Origin of the sequence: Neobacillus sp. NPDC097160 (assembly GCF_044762155.1) — a bacterium.
GTDB lineage: Bacteria > Bacillota > Bacilli > Bacillales > Cytobacillaceae > Neobacillus.
On record NZ_JBIWDU010000004.1, the window covers coordinates 205,000 to 221,862 of the forward strand.

At 45.7% G+C, this 16,863-nt stretch carries 18 protein-coding genes; all 18 read left to right on the plus strand.

Annotated elements, in window-relative coordinates:
- Positions 1 to 2: 2 nt before the first annotated feature.
- The 18 genes from atpB to ACIQXV_RS07710 all read left to right on the plus strand — a co-directional run bounded on the left by atpB (position 3) and on the right by ACIQXV_RS07710 (position 16,859).
- Positions 3 to 713, plus strand: a complete 711-nt coding sequence (gene atpB / locus ACIQXV_RS07625; protein ID WP_402957486.1) for a F0F1 ATP synthase subunit A — start codon at positions 3 to 5, stop codon at positions 711 to 713.
- 66 nt (positions 714 to 779) lie between these two features.
- Positions 780 to 992, plus strand: a complete 213-nt coding sequence (atpE, locus tag ACIQXV_RS07630; protein WP_007086158.1) for a F0F1 ATP synthase subunit C — start codon at positions 780 to 782, stop codon at positions 990 to 992.
- Positions 993 to 1,219: 227 nt separating this feature from the next.
- Positions 1,220 to 1,747 (plus strand): F0F1 ATP synthase subunit B, encoded by a 528-nt coding sequence (gene atpF, locus ACIQXV_RS07635; protein WP_402957488.1) that lies wholly within the window; start codon positions 1,220 to 1,222, stop codon positions 1,745 to 1,747.
- Complete coding sequence (locus tag ACIQXV_RS07640) at positions 1,744 to 2,280, plus strand: F0F1 ATP synthase subunit delta (protein ID WP_402957490.1); 537 nt, start codon at positions 1,744 to 1,746, stop codon at positions 2,278 to 2,280. Before atpF ends, ACIQXV_RS07640 begins: the two co-directional genes overlap by 4 nt.
- A 27-nt stretch (positions 2,281 to 2,307) precedes the next feature.
- Positions 2,308 to 3,816 carry a F0F1 ATP synthase subunit alpha gene (atpA, locus tag ACIQXV_RS07645; protein WP_402957492.1) on the plus strand — a complete coding sequence of 503 codons (1,509 nt, stop codon included), beginning with the start codon at positions 2,308 to 2,310 and terminating at the stop codon, positions 3,814 to 3,816.
- A gap of 103 nt (positions 3,817 to 3,919) precedes the next feature.
- Entirely contained in the window at positions 3,920 to 4,777 is an 858-nt protein-coding gene (gene atpG, locus ACIQXV_RS07650; protein ID WP_402957494.1) for an ATP synthase F1 subunit gamma, read from the plus strand.
- A 29-nt stretch (positions 4,778 to 4,806) separates the two neighbouring features.
- The gene (gene atpD / locus ACIQXV_RS07655; protein ID WP_402957725.1) at positions 4,807 to 6,228 is read left to right on the plus strand and encodes a F0F1 ATP synthase subunit beta; all 1,422 of its coding nucleotides are present in this window, start codon (positions 4,807 to 4,809) and stop codon (positions 6,226 to 6,228) included.
- A 20-nt stretch (positions 6,229 to 6,248) separates the two neighbouring features.
- Positions 6,249 to 6,656 carry a F0F1 ATP synthase subunit epsilon gene (locus ACIQXV_RS07660; RefSeq protein ID WP_402957496.1) on the plus strand — a complete coding sequence of 136 codons (408 nt, stop codon included), beginning with the start codon at positions 6,249 to 6,251 and terminating at the stop codon, positions 6,654 to 6,656.
- Positions 6,657 to 7,578: 922 nt separating this feature from the next.
- A complete protein-coding gene (locus tag ACIQXV_RS07665) occupies positions 7,579 to 7,953 on the plus strand; it encodes an NADH-quinone oxidoreductase subunit A (RefSeq protein WP_402957498.1) in 375 nt (124 codons plus the stop codon).
- Positions 7,944 to 8,456, plus strand: coding sequence for a NuoB/complex I 20 kDa subunit family protein (locus ACIQXV_RS07670; RefSeq protein WP_402957500.1), 513 nt, complete (start codon positions 7,944 to 7,946; stop codon positions 8,454 to 8,456). The genes ACIQXV_RS07665 and ACIQXV_RS07670 overlap by 10 nt, the downstream gene beginning before the upstream one ends.
- A gap of 3 nt (positions 8,457 to 8,459) precedes the next feature.
- Positions 8,460 to 9,842, plus strand: coding sequence for an NADH-quinone oxidoreductase subunit C (locus ACIQXV_RS07675; RefSeq protein ID WP_402957502.1), 1,383 nt, complete (start codon positions 8,460 to 8,462; stop codon positions 9,840 to 9,842).
- Positions 9,843 to 9,845: 3 nt separating this feature from the next.
- A complete protein-coding gene (locus ACIQXV_RS07680; RefSeq protein ID WP_402957504.1) occupies positions 9,846 to 10,946 on the plus strand; it encodes an NADH-quinone oxidoreductase subunit D in 1,101 nt (366 codons plus the stop codon).
- Positions 10,946 to 11,950: an NADH-quinone oxidoreductase subunit NuoH gene (gene nuoH, locus ACIQXV_RS07685; protein ID WP_402957506.1), complete on the plus strand. Its 1,005-nt coding sequence runs from the start codon at positions 10,946 to 10,948 to the stop codon at positions 11,948 to 11,950. Before ACIQXV_RS07680 ends, nuoH begins: the two co-directional genes overlap by 1 nt.
- A 156-nt stretch (positions 11,951 to 12,106) precedes the next feature.
- Complete coding sequence (gene nuoI / locus ACIQXV_RS07690; protein WP_402957508.1) at positions 12,107 to 12,526, plus strand: NADH-quinone oxidoreductase subunit NuoI; 420 nt, start codon at positions 12,107 to 12,109, stop codon at positions 12,524 to 12,526.
- Positions 12,523 to 13,041 (plus strand): NADH-quinone oxidoreductase subunit J, encoded by a 519-nt coding sequence (locus ACIQXV_RS07695; protein WP_402957510.1) that lies wholly within the window; start codon positions 12,523 to 12,525, stop codon positions 13,039 to 13,041. The genes nuoI and ACIQXV_RS07695 overlap by 4 nt, the downstream gene beginning before the upstream one ends.
- Positions 13,038 to 13,352 carry an NADH-quinone oxidoreductase subunit NuoK gene (gene nuoK, locus ACIQXV_RS07700; RefSeq protein WP_402957512.1) on the plus strand — a complete coding sequence of 105 codons (315 nt, stop codon included), beginning with the start codon at positions 13,038 to 13,040 and terminating at the stop codon, positions 13,350 to 13,352. The genes ACIQXV_RS07695 and nuoK overlap by 4 nt, the downstream gene beginning before the upstream one ends.
- Positions 13,353 to 13,485: 133 nt before the next feature.
- Complete coding sequence (nuoL, locus tag ACIQXV_RS07705) at positions 13,486 to 15,354, plus strand: NADH-quinone oxidoreductase subunit L (RefSeq protein ID WP_402957514.1); 1,869 nt, start codon at positions 13,486 to 13,488, stop codon at positions 15,352 to 15,354.
- Positions 15,351 to 16,859, plus strand: a complete 1,509-nt coding sequence (locus ACIQXV_RS07710) for an NADH-quinone oxidoreductase subunit M (RefSeq protein WP_402957515.1) — start codon at positions 15,351 to 15,353, stop codon at positions 16,857 to 16,859. Before nuoL ends, ACIQXV_RS07710 begins: the two co-directional genes overlap by 4 nt.
- The last annotated feature ends 4 nt before the right edge of the window (positions 16,860 to 16,863 follow it).

Consider the following 16,863-nt stretch of genomic DNA (forward strand, 5'->3'; position numbering starts at 1 on the left):
TGTTGGAACACGGAGCACATATAGTTGAATTTATGGGGCTGTATTTTAACATGGGGAACGTGTTGATGATCACCGTTGCCTCTGTCATTGTTTTTCTAATTGCGGTCCTATCTACTCGAAAGCTTGCCATGAAGCCAACAGGCATCCAAAACTTTATGGAATGGGTCATGGATTTTGTTAAGAACATTATAAACAGCACGATGGATTGGAAAGACGGCGGACGATTCCATGTTCTTGGGATTACCATTATGATGTATGTCTTTGTTGCCAATATGGTTGGATTACCGTTTTCAGTTGTAATTAACGGTGAACTTTGGTGGAAATCACCAACTGCCGATCCAGCTGTAACATTAACACTTGCCGTATTAGTAGTAGGTTTATCACATTTTTATGGGGTAAAAATGAGAGGAACGGCTGCATACGGGAAGGAATTCTTTAAACCGTTTTGGTTCATGTTCCCAATCAAAATTATTGAAGAGTTTGCCAATACTCTAACACTTGGTCTGCGTCTTTACGGGAACATTTATGCGGGTGAAATTCTTTTAGGATTACTTGCAGGCGGGTTGGCAACCGGTGTGGGCGGGCATTTAGCCGCAATCTTACCGATGCTGGCATGGCAAGGCTTCTCAGTCTTTGTCGGCGCTATCCAGGCATTTATCTTTACCATGTTAACAATGGTGTACTTGTCTCACAAAGTGAGCAGCGACCATTAATATAATCGTTCATTTTATGGACAAAAAAATAAAAATTTTTATACATTTTAAGGAGGAAAATTACAAATGGGTCTTTTAGCAGCAGCAATTGCAATCGGTTTAGCAGCACTAGGTGCTGGTATCGGTAACGGTCTTATCGTATCTCGTACAGTTGAAGGTATCGCTCGTCAACCAGAAGCTCGTGGTATGCTTCAAACAACAATGTTCATCGGGGTTGCGTTAGTTGAGGCGATTCCAATCATCGCGGTTGTTATCGCGTTCATGGTTCAAGGTAAATAATATTAACCAATAGACGTTCAAAAAATGGCGAAGATCATTTCCATGAGAACCTTCGCCATTCGTTTATGTCTATATTCATCAGGGCAATATTGAAAAGGGTGACAGGCACCATTCTGCATGTATTCATCAGGATAATGGTAGTAAGGGTGACAGGCACCATCATGATTTTGAAAATTATTTGATTGATATATTTGTTTTGAACGACTCTTGAAGGGAGTGAACCCGAGGTGTTAACAAGCAGTCTTGTATTAGGCACAGCAGCGGAACACGCGTTTATCAATACTGGTGATATTGTATTCCAATTAATCATGTTTATCATCTTGATGGCATTGTTGAAGAAGTTCGCATGGGGTCCGTTAATGGGCATTATGAAAGAACGTGAAGCACATGTGGCAAATGAAATTTCTGCAGCGGAAAACAGCCGTCAAGAAGCGAAGAAACTATTAGAAGAACAGCGTTCTCTTTTAAAAGAAGCACGTACAGATGCACAAGGCTTGATCGAATCAGCGAAAAAGCAAGGCGACTTGCAGCGTGAAGAAATCATTGCCACAGCCCGTGGCGAAGCTGAGCGTCTTAAAGAATCAGCTAAGCTTGAAATCGAGCAGCAAAAAGAAAAAGCGGTTGCCGCTATTCGTGAACAAGTTGCATCCTTGTCTGTCTTAATTGCCTCTAAAGTAATTGAGAAAGAATTGAGTGCAGCGGATCAAGAACAACTCATTAACCAATATATTCAAGAGGCAGGAGAAGGCCGATGAGTAGCTCTATGGTAGCAAAACGCTACGCGTTGGCTCTTTTACAAATTGCACGAGAGCAGCAGCTTCTTGGAGTAATAGAAGAAGAACTTCGTGTAGTGAAGGAAGTTGTACAATATAACCTTGAATTAAAAGCTGTCTTGAAATCTTCTAAGCTTTCGATTGAAAGGAAAAAGGAGATCATCACACAGGCTTTTGCTTCAGTAAGTGTATATGTACGCAATACACTGTTGATCTTAATCGACCGCCATCGCGAAAACGAAATTGTCAACGTGGCAAATGAATTTCTAGAACTGGCAAATGAAGAAATGGGGATTGCTGAAGCGGTAGTTACAAGCACACGTGCTTTAACAGATGCTGAGCGCAGCGCACTGTCTTCTGTATTTGCTGCAAAAATTGGCAAGAAATCGCTAAAAATTGAAAATATCGTGGATTCCAATTTGCTTGGAGGCGTAAAGCTTCGCATTGGAAATCGTATATATGACGGCAGTTTGCGCGGCAAGCTCGATCGTTTAGAACGTAAATTGTTAAGTTAAGATTCGATAAGATTAGGGGTGAAACTCATGAGCATCAAAGCTGAAGAAATCAGTGCCCTGATAAAAAAGCAGATTGAAAACTATCAGGCAGAAATTCAAGTGACAGATGTCGGTACAGTTATCTCCGTTGGTGACGGTATCGCTCGTGTTCACGGCCTCGACAATTGTATGGCCGGAGAACTTGTTGAATTTTCAAACGGCGTTATGGGTATGGCACAAAACCTTGAAGAAAATAACGTCGGTATTATCATCCTTGGACCTTTCACCGAAATTCGTGAAGGTGATGAGGTTCGCCGTACAGGCCGCATCATGGAAGTTCCCGTAGGTGAAGCCTTAATCGGACGTGTTGTAAACTCATTAGGCCAACCAGTTGATGGAATGGGTCCTATTAACACAACGAAGACCCGCCCAGTAGAAGCAGTTGCTCCTGGTGTTATGGCGCGTAAATCCGTTCATGAGCCATTACAAACGGGTATTAAAGCGATTGATGCCCTAGTGCCAATCGGCCGCGGCCAGCGTGAGTTAATCATCGGTGACCGTCAAACAGGTAAAACATCTGTTGCAATTGATACGATTTTGAACCAAAAAGGTCAAGACATGATCTGTATCTATGTGGCCATTGGTCAGAAGGAATCAACAGTACGTGCTGCGGTTGAGTCCCTTCGTAAATTTGGCGCATTAGACTACACAATCGTTGTAACAGCTTCTGCATCACAGCCAGCTCCGCTTCTTTTCTTAGCACCGTATACGGGTGTTTCGATGGCTGAAGAATTTATGTACAACGGTAAACACGTATTAATCGTGTATGATGATTTATCAAAACAAGCGGCTGCATACCGTGAACTTTCCCTATTACTTCGTCGTCCTCCAGGTCGTGAAGCCTATCCAGGGGATGTATTCTACTTGCACTCCCGTTTACTTGAGCGTGCAGCGAAAATCAACGACACTTTAGGCGCTGGTTCAATCACTGCATTACCGTTCATTGAGACACAAGCAGGCGACGTTTCTGCTTATATCCCAACAAACGTTATTTCCATCACAGACGGACAAATTTTCTTACAATCAGACCTATTTTTCTCCGGTGTTCGTCCGGCGATCAACGCAGGTCTTTCCGTATCACGTGTAGGTGGATCGGCGCAAATCAAAGCGATGAAAAAAGTCGCAGGTACATTGCGTCTTGACCTTGCATCTTACCGTGAATTAGAGGCATTCTCACAGTTCGGTTCTGATCTTGATAAGGCTACACAGGCAAAACTTAACCGTGGTGCCCGTACAGTAGAAGTGTTAAAACAAGATCTTCACAAACCGATTTCTGTTGAAAAGCAAGTAGCCATTCTTTACGCATTAACACGCGGTTTCCTTGATAATATTCCATTAGAGGATATCCGCCGATTTGAATCAGAATTCCATAATTGGTTAGACCACAACCGCAAAGAGTTGTTAGACCATATTACAAAAACGAAGGATCTTCCTTCTGATGACGATATGGCTTCTGCAATCAACGACTTTAAAAAGACGTTTGCAGTTAGCGAATAATAGGGTCTGACAGTAGATATGGCTATGACCGCGCGGCGGCATCGTTCAGCGTTGCGCGCGCGTTCATAGCCGCACATTCTTTGAATGAGGGTGGTGAGAACCTATGGCTTCATTACGCGAGATAAAAACTCGTATTAATTCAACGAAAAAGACGAGTCAAATCACAAAGGCAATGGAAATGACCTCTGCTGCGAAATGGAATCGCGCCGTGATGAATGCAAAAGCATTTGTACCATACATGGAAAAAATCCAAGAGGTAACGGCATCGATTGCTATCGGCTCAGGCGGAGTTATTCATCCCATGCTCACGTCCCGTCCAGTGAAAAAGACGGGTTATATTGTGATGACTTCTGACTCAGGACTTGCGGGTGCGTTCAACAGTAACGTCATTCGTAAAGTGCACCAAACAATCCAAAGTCGTCATAAATCGAATGATGAGTTCGCAATTATTGCAATCGGACGCATGGCCCGTGATTATTTTTCAAAGCGCGGAATGAATGTTGTCCTTGAGATGACCGGACTTCCGGCGCAGCCAAACTTTGCCGACATCCAAGACGTTACCCGCAGTACGGTTGGGATGTTTGCAGACGGCCAATTCGATGAATTATATGTCTTTTACAATCATTATCAAAGTGCGATTTCACAGGAAGTTACCGAGAAGAAGCTGCTTCCATTATCGGATTTATCCACTTCTCACAAGCTCATTTCCTATGAATTTGAGCCATCTGCAGAAGAAATTTTGGAAGTTCTCCTGCCACAATATGCGGAGAGCTTAATTTACGGAGCGCTTCTCGACAGTAAAGCTAGTGAGCATGCTGCCCGGATGACAGCAATGAGAAACGCAACGGATAACGCAAAAGAATTAATTAATCATTATACATTAGTCTTCAACCGCGCCCGTCAAGCAGCGATTACCCAAGAAATCACAGAAATCGTTGGCGGTGCCGCAGCATTAGAATAGGAACAAAGAGTAAGCAAGGAGGGAACATGATGAACAAAGGACGCGTTCTTCAGATTATGGGTCCGGTTGTTGACGTAAAGTTCGAAAGCGGTCAGCTGCCTGAGATCTATAACGCATTGAAAGTCGTTAATAATGCGCGTACTGGATCAGAAGTTGAAATCAACTTAACCCTTGAAGTAGCCCTTCATTTAGGTGATGATACAGTTCGTACGATCGCGATGTCTTCCACTGATGGTTTAACTCGCGGTATAGAAGTAGAAGATACGGGTGCGCCGATTTCGGTACCGGTTGGTGACGTCACACTTGGTCGTGTTTTTAACGTATTAGGTGAGGCCATTGACTTGAAGGAAGATGTGCCTGTAAGTGCCCGCCGTGATTCCATTCACCGCGAAGCACCAACATTTGAACAATTATCTACTGAGGTAGAAATTCTTGAAACAGGTATTAAGGTAGTTGACCTTCTTGCACCATATATTAAAGGTGGAAAAATCGGCCTTTTTGGTGGTGCAGGTGTAGGTAAAACCGTATTAATCCAAGAATTAATCAATAACATCGCCCAAGAGCACAGCGGTATTTCCGTTTTCGCTGGTGTTGGTGAGCGTACTCGTGAAGGGAACGACCTTTTCCACGAAATGACGGATTCAGGCGTTATCAAGCAAACGGCGATGGTATTCGGACAAATGAACGAGCCGCCAGGTGCGCGTATGCGTGTTGCCCTGACTGGTTTAACAATGGCTGAATATTTCCGTGATGAGCAAGGACAAGACGTGTTATTGTTCATTGATAATATCTTCCGTTTCACACAAGCAGGTTCTGAGGTTTCTGCCCTATTAGGCCGTATGCCTTCAGCGGTTGGATACCAGCCAACACTTGCTACTGAAATGGGTAAATTAGAAGAGCGGATTACGTCTACGAATAAAGGTTCTGTAACATCGATCCAAGCGATATATGTACCAGCCGATGACTATACGGACCCGGCTCCGGCAACAACTTTCGCTCACTTAGATGCGACAACAAACCTTGAGCGTAAGCTTTCTGAGATGGGGATCTACCCAGCGGTTGACCCGCTTGCTTCGACTTCTCGTGCATTGTCAGCTGAAATCGTTGGCGAAGAGCATTATGAGATTGCCCGCCAAGTACAATCAACCTTACAAAAATATCGCGAGTTACAGGATATCATTGCGATTCTTGGTATGGATGAACTTTCTGATGATGATAAGTTAGTCGTGCTTCGTGCACGCCGTATCCAAAACTTCCTATCACAGAACTTCCACGTGGCTGAACAGTTCACTGGTCAGCCGGGATCTTATGTTCCTGTAAAAGAAACAGTTAAAGGCTTCAAAGAAATCCTTGACGGCAAATATGACCACCTTCCGGAAGATGCATTCCGTCTTGTTGGACGGATTGAAGAAGTGGTCGAGGCTGCAAAACGTATGGGTGTTGAAGTTTAAACGAGCCAGGAGGGTAAAAAATGAAGACGATTAAAGTCAGTGTTGTTACTCCCGATGGCCCGGTGTATGATTCAGATGTGGAAATGGTTAGTACCAAGGCTCAAAGTGGTGAGCTGGGAATTTTACCTGGTCACATTCCGATGGTTGCTCCGCTCGAAATTGGTGCCGTACGTCTCAAGAAAGAGGGCAAGACGGATTTAGTCGCGGTCAGTGGCGGATTTTTAGAAGTTCGTCCAGATCAAGTGACGATTCTTGCTCAATCGGCGGAGACTGCATCTCATATTGATGTGGAACGTGCCCAACGAGCGAAGGAACGTGCAGAACAGCGTTTGCATGATCACAAACTCGATCATATCGATTTCAAACGTGCGGAGCTCGCCCTGCAGCGTGCCATCAATCGCCTCGCCGTATCGGAAAGAAAATTTTAATGATTTTTTTGGAAAAATAGAGGACCCCTCCGGTCAGTGCAATTTATTGTGCTGGTTGGAGGGGTTTTTTGTTGTTGTTTTGATGGGTGGTGTGGTGGTGGAGGGTGTTTTGGCGGAAAATGTGGTCAGTGGAAGTTACCTATACGGATCTTATTAAAAAGTGGTCATCAAATCTGATAGAAAGTTTGTTGAGCCAGTCTTGCGACTGGCTTTATGGGTGGGAGTAATGGACTAGTTTTGGTATAAACGGTATGATACGGACAGTTTTGCATATTATGATAGGGGAATTGAATAAGATTTGGTGAGTAGTATTGTGATATAGTGGTGATGATTAGTAGTTGATACATATTAAGTGTTGTAATGGCTGGCTTATTCTTTCAAAGAAGTTTGAAAAGTGGACATTTAATGACAAACCTCACTGACATTATTAGTATTTTGTTATTAAATAGGGGTTGTTGTCGAATTTACAATGTAGCTTGACGGTTCTTGCGAACCTTTTTCCAGGCACGTCATCTTCCGCTGACGCTGCAGATCACGTGCTTGGGCAGGTGTTCTTTGAATAGGTATGGTTCGCTTTTGCGTCATCTCTGGGGCGGATTCAAGGAGTCTTCTCAGCGAGATCACGCAAACGCTCAGGGGTGGGAACCCCAAGTCGACATACTAGTTTGGGTGAAAATTGGAATTCCATCCGCAATGTGCTATCGCACATTGTGCCTCAACTACCGCTGAGGCTTGCGAAATTTTCCAATTTTAGTCTCTTTTGAGAGCGAGCTCTCAAGAGCCTAAAATCGGAAAATTCCGCGGCGGATGGAATCCCAATTTAAAGTAAAAGGCTTGTCGACAGGGGTTTGTAACAATGCTATAATGAATTCGGTTACAATATTCATTAGTATGAAAATTTACAACATTGGAGGGGATAGGCATGGAACTTCTAAATTTATATCAGAATAATTATCTGATAGTTTTTGTGTTCCTATGTCTCGGGGTGCTGCTGCCAGTGGTGGCATTATATTTGGGGAAACTTCTGCGTCCGCATAAACCTAGTGATGCGAAGTATACCACATATGAGAGCGGTATTGAGCCATTTCACGATTCCCGTGTACAGTTCAATGTCCGCTATTATATTTTTGCCCTAATGTTTGTTATTTTTGATGTAGAAACGGTGTTTTTATATCCATGGGCTGTCGCTTATGATAAACTAGGTATTTTTGCGCTTGTCGAGATGTTGATTTTTGTGGTGATGTTATTAATCGGCCTCGTGTATGCTTGGAAAAAGAAGGTGCTAAAATGGATTTAAGACTGGAAGACTTATCACCTGCGGAAATAAAAGAGTTGGAGAGAAATGTATTTTTTGCAACGCTGGAGCAAATTAAGGGTTGGGCACGGAGTAATTCCTTGTGGCCAATGACATTTGGTCTGGCTTGTTGTGCGATTGAAATGATGGGTACAGGGGGAGCGAACTATGACCTTGACCGGTCTGGGACGATTTTCCGCACATCTCCACGGCAATCGGATTGTATGATTGTATCTGGAACGGTGACGAAGAAGATGGCGCCGATTTTGCGCCGTTTATATGACCAAATGCCAGAGCCGAAATGGGTCATCGCGATGGGGTCTTGTGCGACTGCCGGCGGACCGTATGTCAAGTCCTATTCGGTTGTGAAGGGTGTCGATCAAATCGTGCCTGTTGATGTCTATATTCCTGGATGCCCGCCAAACCCGGCCGCATTAATTTATGGAATAAATAAATTAAAAGGAAAAATTCGTTATGAAGCGAAGACTGGGAAGAAGGTGATTTAACAAATGAGCGGGGAAAAAGATCTCGATCAATTAAAGAGAGAAGCCGCTGAAAAGGCTAAAGCTGCGGCGTTAGCAAAGCGTAAAGCGAAGGAAGCTGGCGAGACTGCACCGAAACCAGAAGCGCCAAAACCGGTGGCCGAGCCGAAGTCAGAGGCACAGGAGCCATCCGAGCCGAAAGAGGCTGAAACACCTGTCGCGGCCGCACCGCCATCACCATCAGCTGGAGATGATGATGACATTGCGAAGAAAAAAGCAGCAGCAGTAGCGAAGGCTAAGGCAGCGGCGGCAGCGAAGCGGAAGGCAATGGAGTTAGCCGGAGGCGAAGCACCAGCAGCTGAGGCGGATGACAGTGCGAAGGCAGAAGCAGGCGGAGAAGCCGACGACCTGGCGAAGAAAAAGGCAGCAGCGGTAGCGAAGGCAAAAGCAGCGGCGGCAGCGAAGCGGAAGGCGATGGAGTTAGCCGGAGGCGAAGCCCCATCAGCTGAGGCGGATGCCAGCGCGAGTGCGCCCGAGGGCGAAGAATCCGACGATCTCGCAAAGAAAAAAGCCGCAGCGGTAGCGAAAGCAAAGGCAGCGGCAGCAGCGAAGTGGAAAGCGATGGAGTTAGCTGGTGGAGACGCACCAGCGGATGACAGCGCGCCAGCGGGTGACGATGCGAAGGCCAAGGCGGCAGCAGCAGCGAAAGCCAAGGCAGTAGCGGCAGCAAAGGCGAAAGCAGCAGCAGCGGCAAAAGCAAAGGCAGCAGGAGCTGGTTCGGACGCAGCCGCTGGCGGGGATGATGAAAAGGCGAAAGCCATTGCGGCAGCAAAAGCCAAAGCAAAAGCAGCGGCAGCAGCGAAGGCGAAGGCAGCGGCCGGAGGAAAAGCCGGTGATACAGCAGCAGCCGAAGCCGAGACCGCAGCACCATCACCAAATCAGCCATACTTAGATAAGTATGTAAAGGTGATTGCCGAAAACCTGGGTTCTGATGTTTTAGAAGATTCTTATATTAATAAACTATCCAAAGATGTTCCGACACTTGTGGCGAAGCGTGATACATATTTTAAGGTAGCTCAATTTTTAAAATATAATGAGCTTCTCGGGTTTGACTATCTATCTGAGCTGCATGGAACGGATTTTGAAACACATATGGAAGTCTATGTTCACTTATACTCATACAAAAATCGCCAATCGGTGGCGTTAAAAGTGAAGATTGACCGCGATGAACCAACAATCGAGTCCTTGCAGCCAATATGGGCCGGAGCGAACTGGCCTGAATGTGAAGCATATGATTTACTTGGAATTCAATTTAAAGGACATCCGAATTTACATCGGATTATGCTTGGGGAAGATTGGGTTGGCCATCCACTGCGTAAAGATTATGAACAGTATGATGTGGAGGTGTAGCCAATGATCAGAACAGAAGAAATGTTACTAAACGTCGGTCCACAGCATCCCAGTACGCACGGAGTATTCCGCCTTGTCATTAAAATCGATGGGGAAATCATTACTGAGGCAACACCTGTCATCGGTTATTTACACCGCGGTACGGAAAAATTAGCGGAGAATCTGCAGTATACGCAGATTATTCCTTATACGGACCGGATGGACTATCTGTCAGCAATGACCAACAACTATGTGATCTGTCATGCTGTCGAAACGATGATGGGGATTCAGGTCCCGGAGCGTGCGGACTTCCTGCGCGTGATTGCCATGGAGTTGGGACGTGTTGCCAGCCACCTTGTTGCTTGGGGCACGTACATCCTTGACCTTGGCGCGACAAGTCCATTCATCTATGCCTTCCGCGACCGCGAAATGATTATCAATATGCTGAACGAGTTATCGGGTGCACGTTTGACGTTTAACTATATGCGTGTTGGCGGCGTGAAGTGGGATGCACCTGAAGGCTGGATTGAGCGGTTAAGGGATTTTATTCCTTATATGCGCGAGCAGCTTGCTGGATATCACTCGCTTGTCAGCGGCAATGAGATCTTTTTGGACAGGGTAAAAGGGATTGGCCGCTATACGAAGGAAGAAGCAATCCAATATTCACTCAGCGGGCCAAATCTCCGCTGTACCGGTGTAAAATGGGATCTTCGTAAGGATGAGCCATATTCGATTTACAATCGGTTTGAGTTTGATGTTCCAACATCGGAGGGTGGCGATTGCTTAGCACGCTATAGTCTTCGTCTTGAGGAGATTGAACAATCACTCCGTATCCTTGAGCAGGCAGTTGCGCAATTTCCGGCAGAAGGGGAAATTTTGGCTAAGGTGCCGAAAATCATTAAGGCGCCAAAAGGGGAAGCATTTGTCAGAATTGAATCTCCGCGTGGGGAAATTGGCTGCTATATTGCCAGCGATGGGAAAAAAGAACCGTATCGCTTAAAGTTTAGAAGACCATCATTCTATAATCTGCAAATTCTCCCGAAACTATTAGTAGGCGAAAATATTGCAAATCTGATTGCTATTTTAGGGGCAATTGATATTGTCCTTGGGGAGGTGGACGGCTAATGATGGAAGAGTTGCTCCATTCAAGTCCCGGCTGGGCAAATTTTGGGATCTTCTTTATAATGGGTGTGGTCTTGCTTTTAGTCGTATTAGGCTTCGTTACCTACGGAATTTTAGCAGAACGGAAGGTTATGGGTTACATGCAGCTGCGTCACGGCCCAAACCAGCTCGGCGGACGCTGGGGACTTTTGCAAACGGTCGCTGACGTTTTGAAGCTTTTACTAAAAGAGGATATTATCCCAAAAGCAGCTGACCGGCCATTATTTATTTTGGCACCGGTGATTGCGTTTGCGCCATCGTTTATGGTACTGGCAACATTGCCGTTTACCGATAAGTTTCAGTTTGCCGATATTGGTGTCGGCTTGCTTTACTATATTGCTGTATCCGGTTTAACTGTCTTTGGGATGGTACTGGGCGGCTGGGCGTCAAATAACAAGTACGCGCTCTTAGGGGGCATGCGGGCAGCGGCACAAATGATTTCTTATGAAATTCCGCTGGTAATGGCTGTCCTTGGGGTTATTTTACTTACAGGAAGCTTAAATCTAAATGACATTGTATTACAACAAAAGCATGGCTGGTTTATTCTCTTGCAGCCGATTGGCTTTATCGTCTTTTTTATCGCATCAATTGCCGAATTAAACCGGACGCCATTTGACTTGCCGGAGTCGGAAAACGAACTAGTTGCCGGCTACTTCGTCGAGTATGCTGGATTCCGCTGGGCTTTCTTCATGCTTTCAGAATATGTGTATGTCTTTGGCATGTCGACACTGATTACCGTGGTTTTTCTTGGAGGCTGGCTGCCGCCATTTGCGTTCCTTGGCTTTATCCCGGGTGCAGTCTGGTTTGCACTTAAATTTTGTACCGTCGTCTTTGTTTATTTCTGGATTCGCAGTACGCTTCCGCGTTTCCGCGCCGACAGACTGATGGAATTTGGTTGGAAAGTATTACTGCCAATCGCCTTGGCAAACATCTTCCTAACCGCATTACTCAAATCACTATTCTTCTAAATGGTGCCTGACACCGATCCTCACTTTTATACTGTGATAGTGGTGGGAATGGTGCCTGACACCAATAACCACCTTCCAACTATGACAGTGGTGGAAATGGTGCCTGACACCGATAGCATTAATAACAATTTTTAAACTGTAAAAGGGGTGAAAAACGTGCTTGGAGTATTTAAAGGCTTGAAATATACCCTAAAACAATTAACCCGGGAGAAGGTTACGTATGATTATCCAAACGAGCCGCTTCCGTTGCCAGACCGCTTCCGCGGGATTCAGAAGTTTTATCCGGAGAAGTGTATTGTTTGCAATCAGTGTGCGCAGATTTGCCCGACCGATTGTATTCAATTAACGGGTAAAAAGCACCCGGACCCGACGAAAAAGGGGAAAATCATCGACACATACGACATTAATTTTGAGATTTGTATCCTTTGTGATCTATGTACTGAGGTTTGCCCAACAGAAGCTATCATCATGACCAATAACTTTGAGCTCGCTGAATATAGCCGGGACATGTTATTTAAAAACCTGGAATGGTTAGATGAAAACGACGAAAACATACGGCAGGTGAATAAAGCATGACATTTTCTGGCGAATTCCTCGCTTTTATGGGACTCGCACTTGTTGCGATTATCGGCGGCGTGCTTCTATTGAACCTTAACAAAGTTGTTCATATGGTCGTTGCCCTCATCTTCACTTTCGTCGCCATCGCCGGCATTTATGTACTACTGTCTGCCGAGTTTGTAGCAGCCGTGCAAATCTTGATTTATTCAGGCGCGATCACGATTATCATGCTGTTTGGCATCATGTTAACGAAGCATGATGATGAAAGTGAACCGAAAACGGGTAAATGGAGAAAGATTTTATTGTTCTTAGGAATTGTTGGCTTTGCCTTTGCCGTCTACATCGGGATCTATAATTTCGATATCGAACAGGTTCCGACAAAGCTGCATGAAAACAATACCATGCAAATTGGGGAAGCACTTTACTCAAAATACATTATTCCGTTTGAGTTAACATCTGTTTTACTATTAGTAGCCTTGGTTGGTTCCATCATCCTAGCGAAAAACGAGAAGAAGGGGGCGGATAAGGAATGAGTTCAGTTCCCGCTTCAGCCTTCCTGGCACTTGCACTGATATTATTCTGCATTGGATTATACGGTGCGTTGACGAAAAAAAATACCGTAATCGTGTTGATTTCGATCGAATTGATGCTGAACGCCGTGAATATTAACTTGGTTACCTTCAGCAAATATGGCATTACGCCATCGATTACTGGCCAAATCTTCGCCTTGTTTGCCATCTGTGTGGCAGCAGCCGAAGCAGCGGTGGGACTTGCGATCTTGATATCGCTCTACCGCAGCAAAAAAACCGTCAACATCGACGAAATGAACACAATGAAAAACTAGACAGACAAATTTGGGTGCCTGACACCATTTCTCCTACACGAGAGTGGTAAAGGGTGTCAGGCACCGTAATCGACAAAATTCGGGTCGTGACAGGCACCGCGCCGTGTTACCGCCCGAAAAGGGGACAGTGATAATGATGGAAAATGCATGGCTCATACCGCTTTTCCCGCTATTATCGTTTTTGATCCTTCTTCTATTCGGTAAGCGACTGAAGGAGGCGAGTGCGTATGTGGGGATTCTTTTCACGCTGGCATCGCTTATCTATTCGATTTTGGTATTATTTGAGCGCTTTTCAGAGCCAACCTACAGTACAAATTTCGAATGGCTCACGATAGGAGATCTGCATCTAACAGCGGGCTTTGAAGTGAATCAATTAAATGCATTAATGCTGTTTATCGTATCGCTCGTAAGTTTCTTAGTACATACCTACTCCAAAGGGTACATGCAGGGGGACGAGCGGTTTCCAGTATTCTATGCCTATTTAGGATTATTTACGTTTGCAATGCTCGGGCTGGTTATTTCGCCAAACCTTTTGCAAACCTATATTTTCTGGGAGCTTGTTGGTGTTGGTTCCTTCCTATTAATCGGTTTTTATTATTACAAAGAAGAAGCAAAGGCCGCTGCCAAAAAAGCGTTCATCATGACCCGTATCGGGGACGTTGGACTCTTCATCGGCATGATCCTGCTCTTCTGGCAAACAAAAAGCTTTGAATACAAAGAAATTTTCGCGGCAATCGACGCCGGCGCTGTATCACAAACCATGATTACCTTAACAGCGATCTTGATTTTTATCGGGGCAGTCGGAAAATCAGGTCAGTTCCCGCTCCATACGTGGCTTCCAGATGCGATGGAAGGTCCGACACCTGTTTCGGCCTTAATCCACGCCGCAACGATGGTTGCTGCAGGGGTCTATTTAGTCGCTGCACTATTCCCGCTGTTCGCGGCTAGCAAAACGGCACTCTTAACGATCGCCGTCATCGGTGCGATTACCGCAATCTTTGCCGCAAGCATTGGTCTAGTGCAAACCGATATAAAACGAGTACTCGCTTACTCAACCGTTTCGCAGCTCGGCTACATGATGCTCGCACTCGGTTCTGCCGGCTATGTTGCCGGTGTGTTCCACTTGATGACACACGCATTCTTCAAGGCGCTTCTCTTCCTTGCTGCCGGTTCCGTCATTCACGCGGTCCACACGCAGAATATCGAGGAAATGGGCGGGCTTTGGAAAAAATTAAAACTAACCGGTCCGTTATTCTTAATCGGAACACTCGCGATCAGCGGTGTGCCGTTATTATCCGGATTCTTCAGTAAAGATGAGATTTTAATCGCTGCCTGGGAAGGCGGACATCCTGTTCTCTTCTTGCTCGCATTAATCGCAGCGTTCATGACAGCATTCTATATGTTCCGCTTGTTCTTCATGGTCTTCACAGGTGAGGCTCGCGGCAATCAAAAACATGTTCACGAATCACCATCGAACATGACATTCCCGATGATTCTGCTCGGGGTGCTGGCCATTATCGCAGGTTATGTGAACACACCTTGGTTCGGCTCGTTCCTTGGCGACTGGCTCGTCGATGGCAACCCTGCCCTCGGACACGGCCACGTCGAAGGACCTGTCTGGATCATGATCGCGGCAACCGTTGTTTCTTTATTCGGAATCTACCTTGCCTACATGATGTACTACAAACGCTCCATCGCCCGCAACTGGTTAAGCGGCACGGGTGATACATTGCATACGATTTTACTGAACAAATATTACGTCGACGAGTTTTATCAACTGACAGTCGTGGCCGCCACAAAGGCGATTAGCTACTTCTTACGATTCATCGATGTCTTCATCGTCGAAGGACTTGTCAAAGGAGTTGTCGGCATCGTCCAAGGACTTGGTCAAACCGGTTCAAAAATGCAGACCGGCCAGGTTCAAACTTACGGGGCAGTAGCCTTCATCGGACTTGCACTGCTCGCCGTCATCTTTGCGTTAACAGGGGGGTACTTACGATGAATTTACATTCGGTTCTTTCAATCCTAGTATTCTCCCCTTTACTAGGAATCATCGTTTTGGCGTTCATGCCGAAACTGGCAGAAAAGGCAATCAAATTAGTTGGATTCCTTGCGACCCTGCCGGCATTACTTTTGGCCTTGGCAGCCTATCTCCATTTTCAATGGGGCAAGGACCTCGCTGATTTTGCCGTATCAATGGACTGGATTCAGTTCCGCGGCATGAATGTCCAGGAGCCAATCTACTCGGTGTACTATGAGCTCGGTCTCAGCGGCTTTCAACTTTTGCTTGTCGTGCTGACCGCCATCGTCGCAACGTTATCGGCGATTGCCGCTGCTCGTTTTGTAAAAAAAGAATGGAAAGGCTACTTCATGCTGTTCCTTCTTTTAGAAATCGGGATGCTCGGCGTCTTTACCGCTGAAAACTTAATCCTGTTCTTCATCTTTTTCGAGGTGACCCTGATCCCGACGTTCTTCTTAATCGGAAAATGGGGTTATTTTGAAAAAGAAAAAGCGGCTTACAGCTTCTTAATTTATAACGGTCTGGGTTCAGCGGTGCTCCTGATCGTGATAATGATTCTGTTTGCGAAAACAGGCACAACCAACATTGATTTACTAACACAAATGATGGCAGACCCAAGTGCGCCGCTTTCGAGTGACTTGAAACTTGGACTCCTCATCGGCCTATTGATTGCATTCGGCGTTAAATTGCCGATTTTCCCATTGCACAGCTGGATGTTGAAGGTGCACGTTCAAGCGCCGCCATCCGTTGTTATGATCCACTCTGGGATTCTATTAAAAATAGGTGCGTACGGCTTAATCCGTTTTGGAATGGGGATTTTTCCCGAGCAGTTTAAAACTCTTGCGACGCTGATCGCTATCCTTGGAGTGATTAACCTCCTCTACGGGGCATTCCTAGCGTTCATTCAAACAGACTTTAAAATGGTTTTGGCGTATTCATCGATTTCACATATGGGCATCGTGCTGATCGGACTTGCGGCGATGAATCAGGCTGGAGTTCAAGGGGCGATTTTCCAAGTGGTGTCGCACGGATTGATTTCAGCGTTATTGTTCTTCTTGGTGGGCATCATCTACGAGCGGACCGATACGTCGCTCATCGAAAATCTTGGCGGAATGGCGAAGGGGATGCCGATTGCCGCAGGCTTCTTGCTTGCAGGCGGGATGGCGTCGCTTGGACTTCCGGGTATGTCCGGTTTTGTCAGCGAATTTATGGCCTTCCTTGGATTGTTCAAAGAATTGCCGTGGGTTGCCGCTGTCGGAACAGTCGGTATTATCATGACGGCCGCTTACTTGCTGCGCGCAGTCTTAGGCATCACGTACGGGAAGTCACACCGTGAATTTACTGGTGTCCTTGACCTAAAAGGGGTCGAATTCGTGCCAGTCGTTGTTCTTATGGTATTAATTGTGTTAATCGGAGTAATCCCGAGTGTTCTTAGCTCTCCGCTGCAAACTACACTTGAAACGATCATGCTAGGGTTAGGAGGGTGATGAA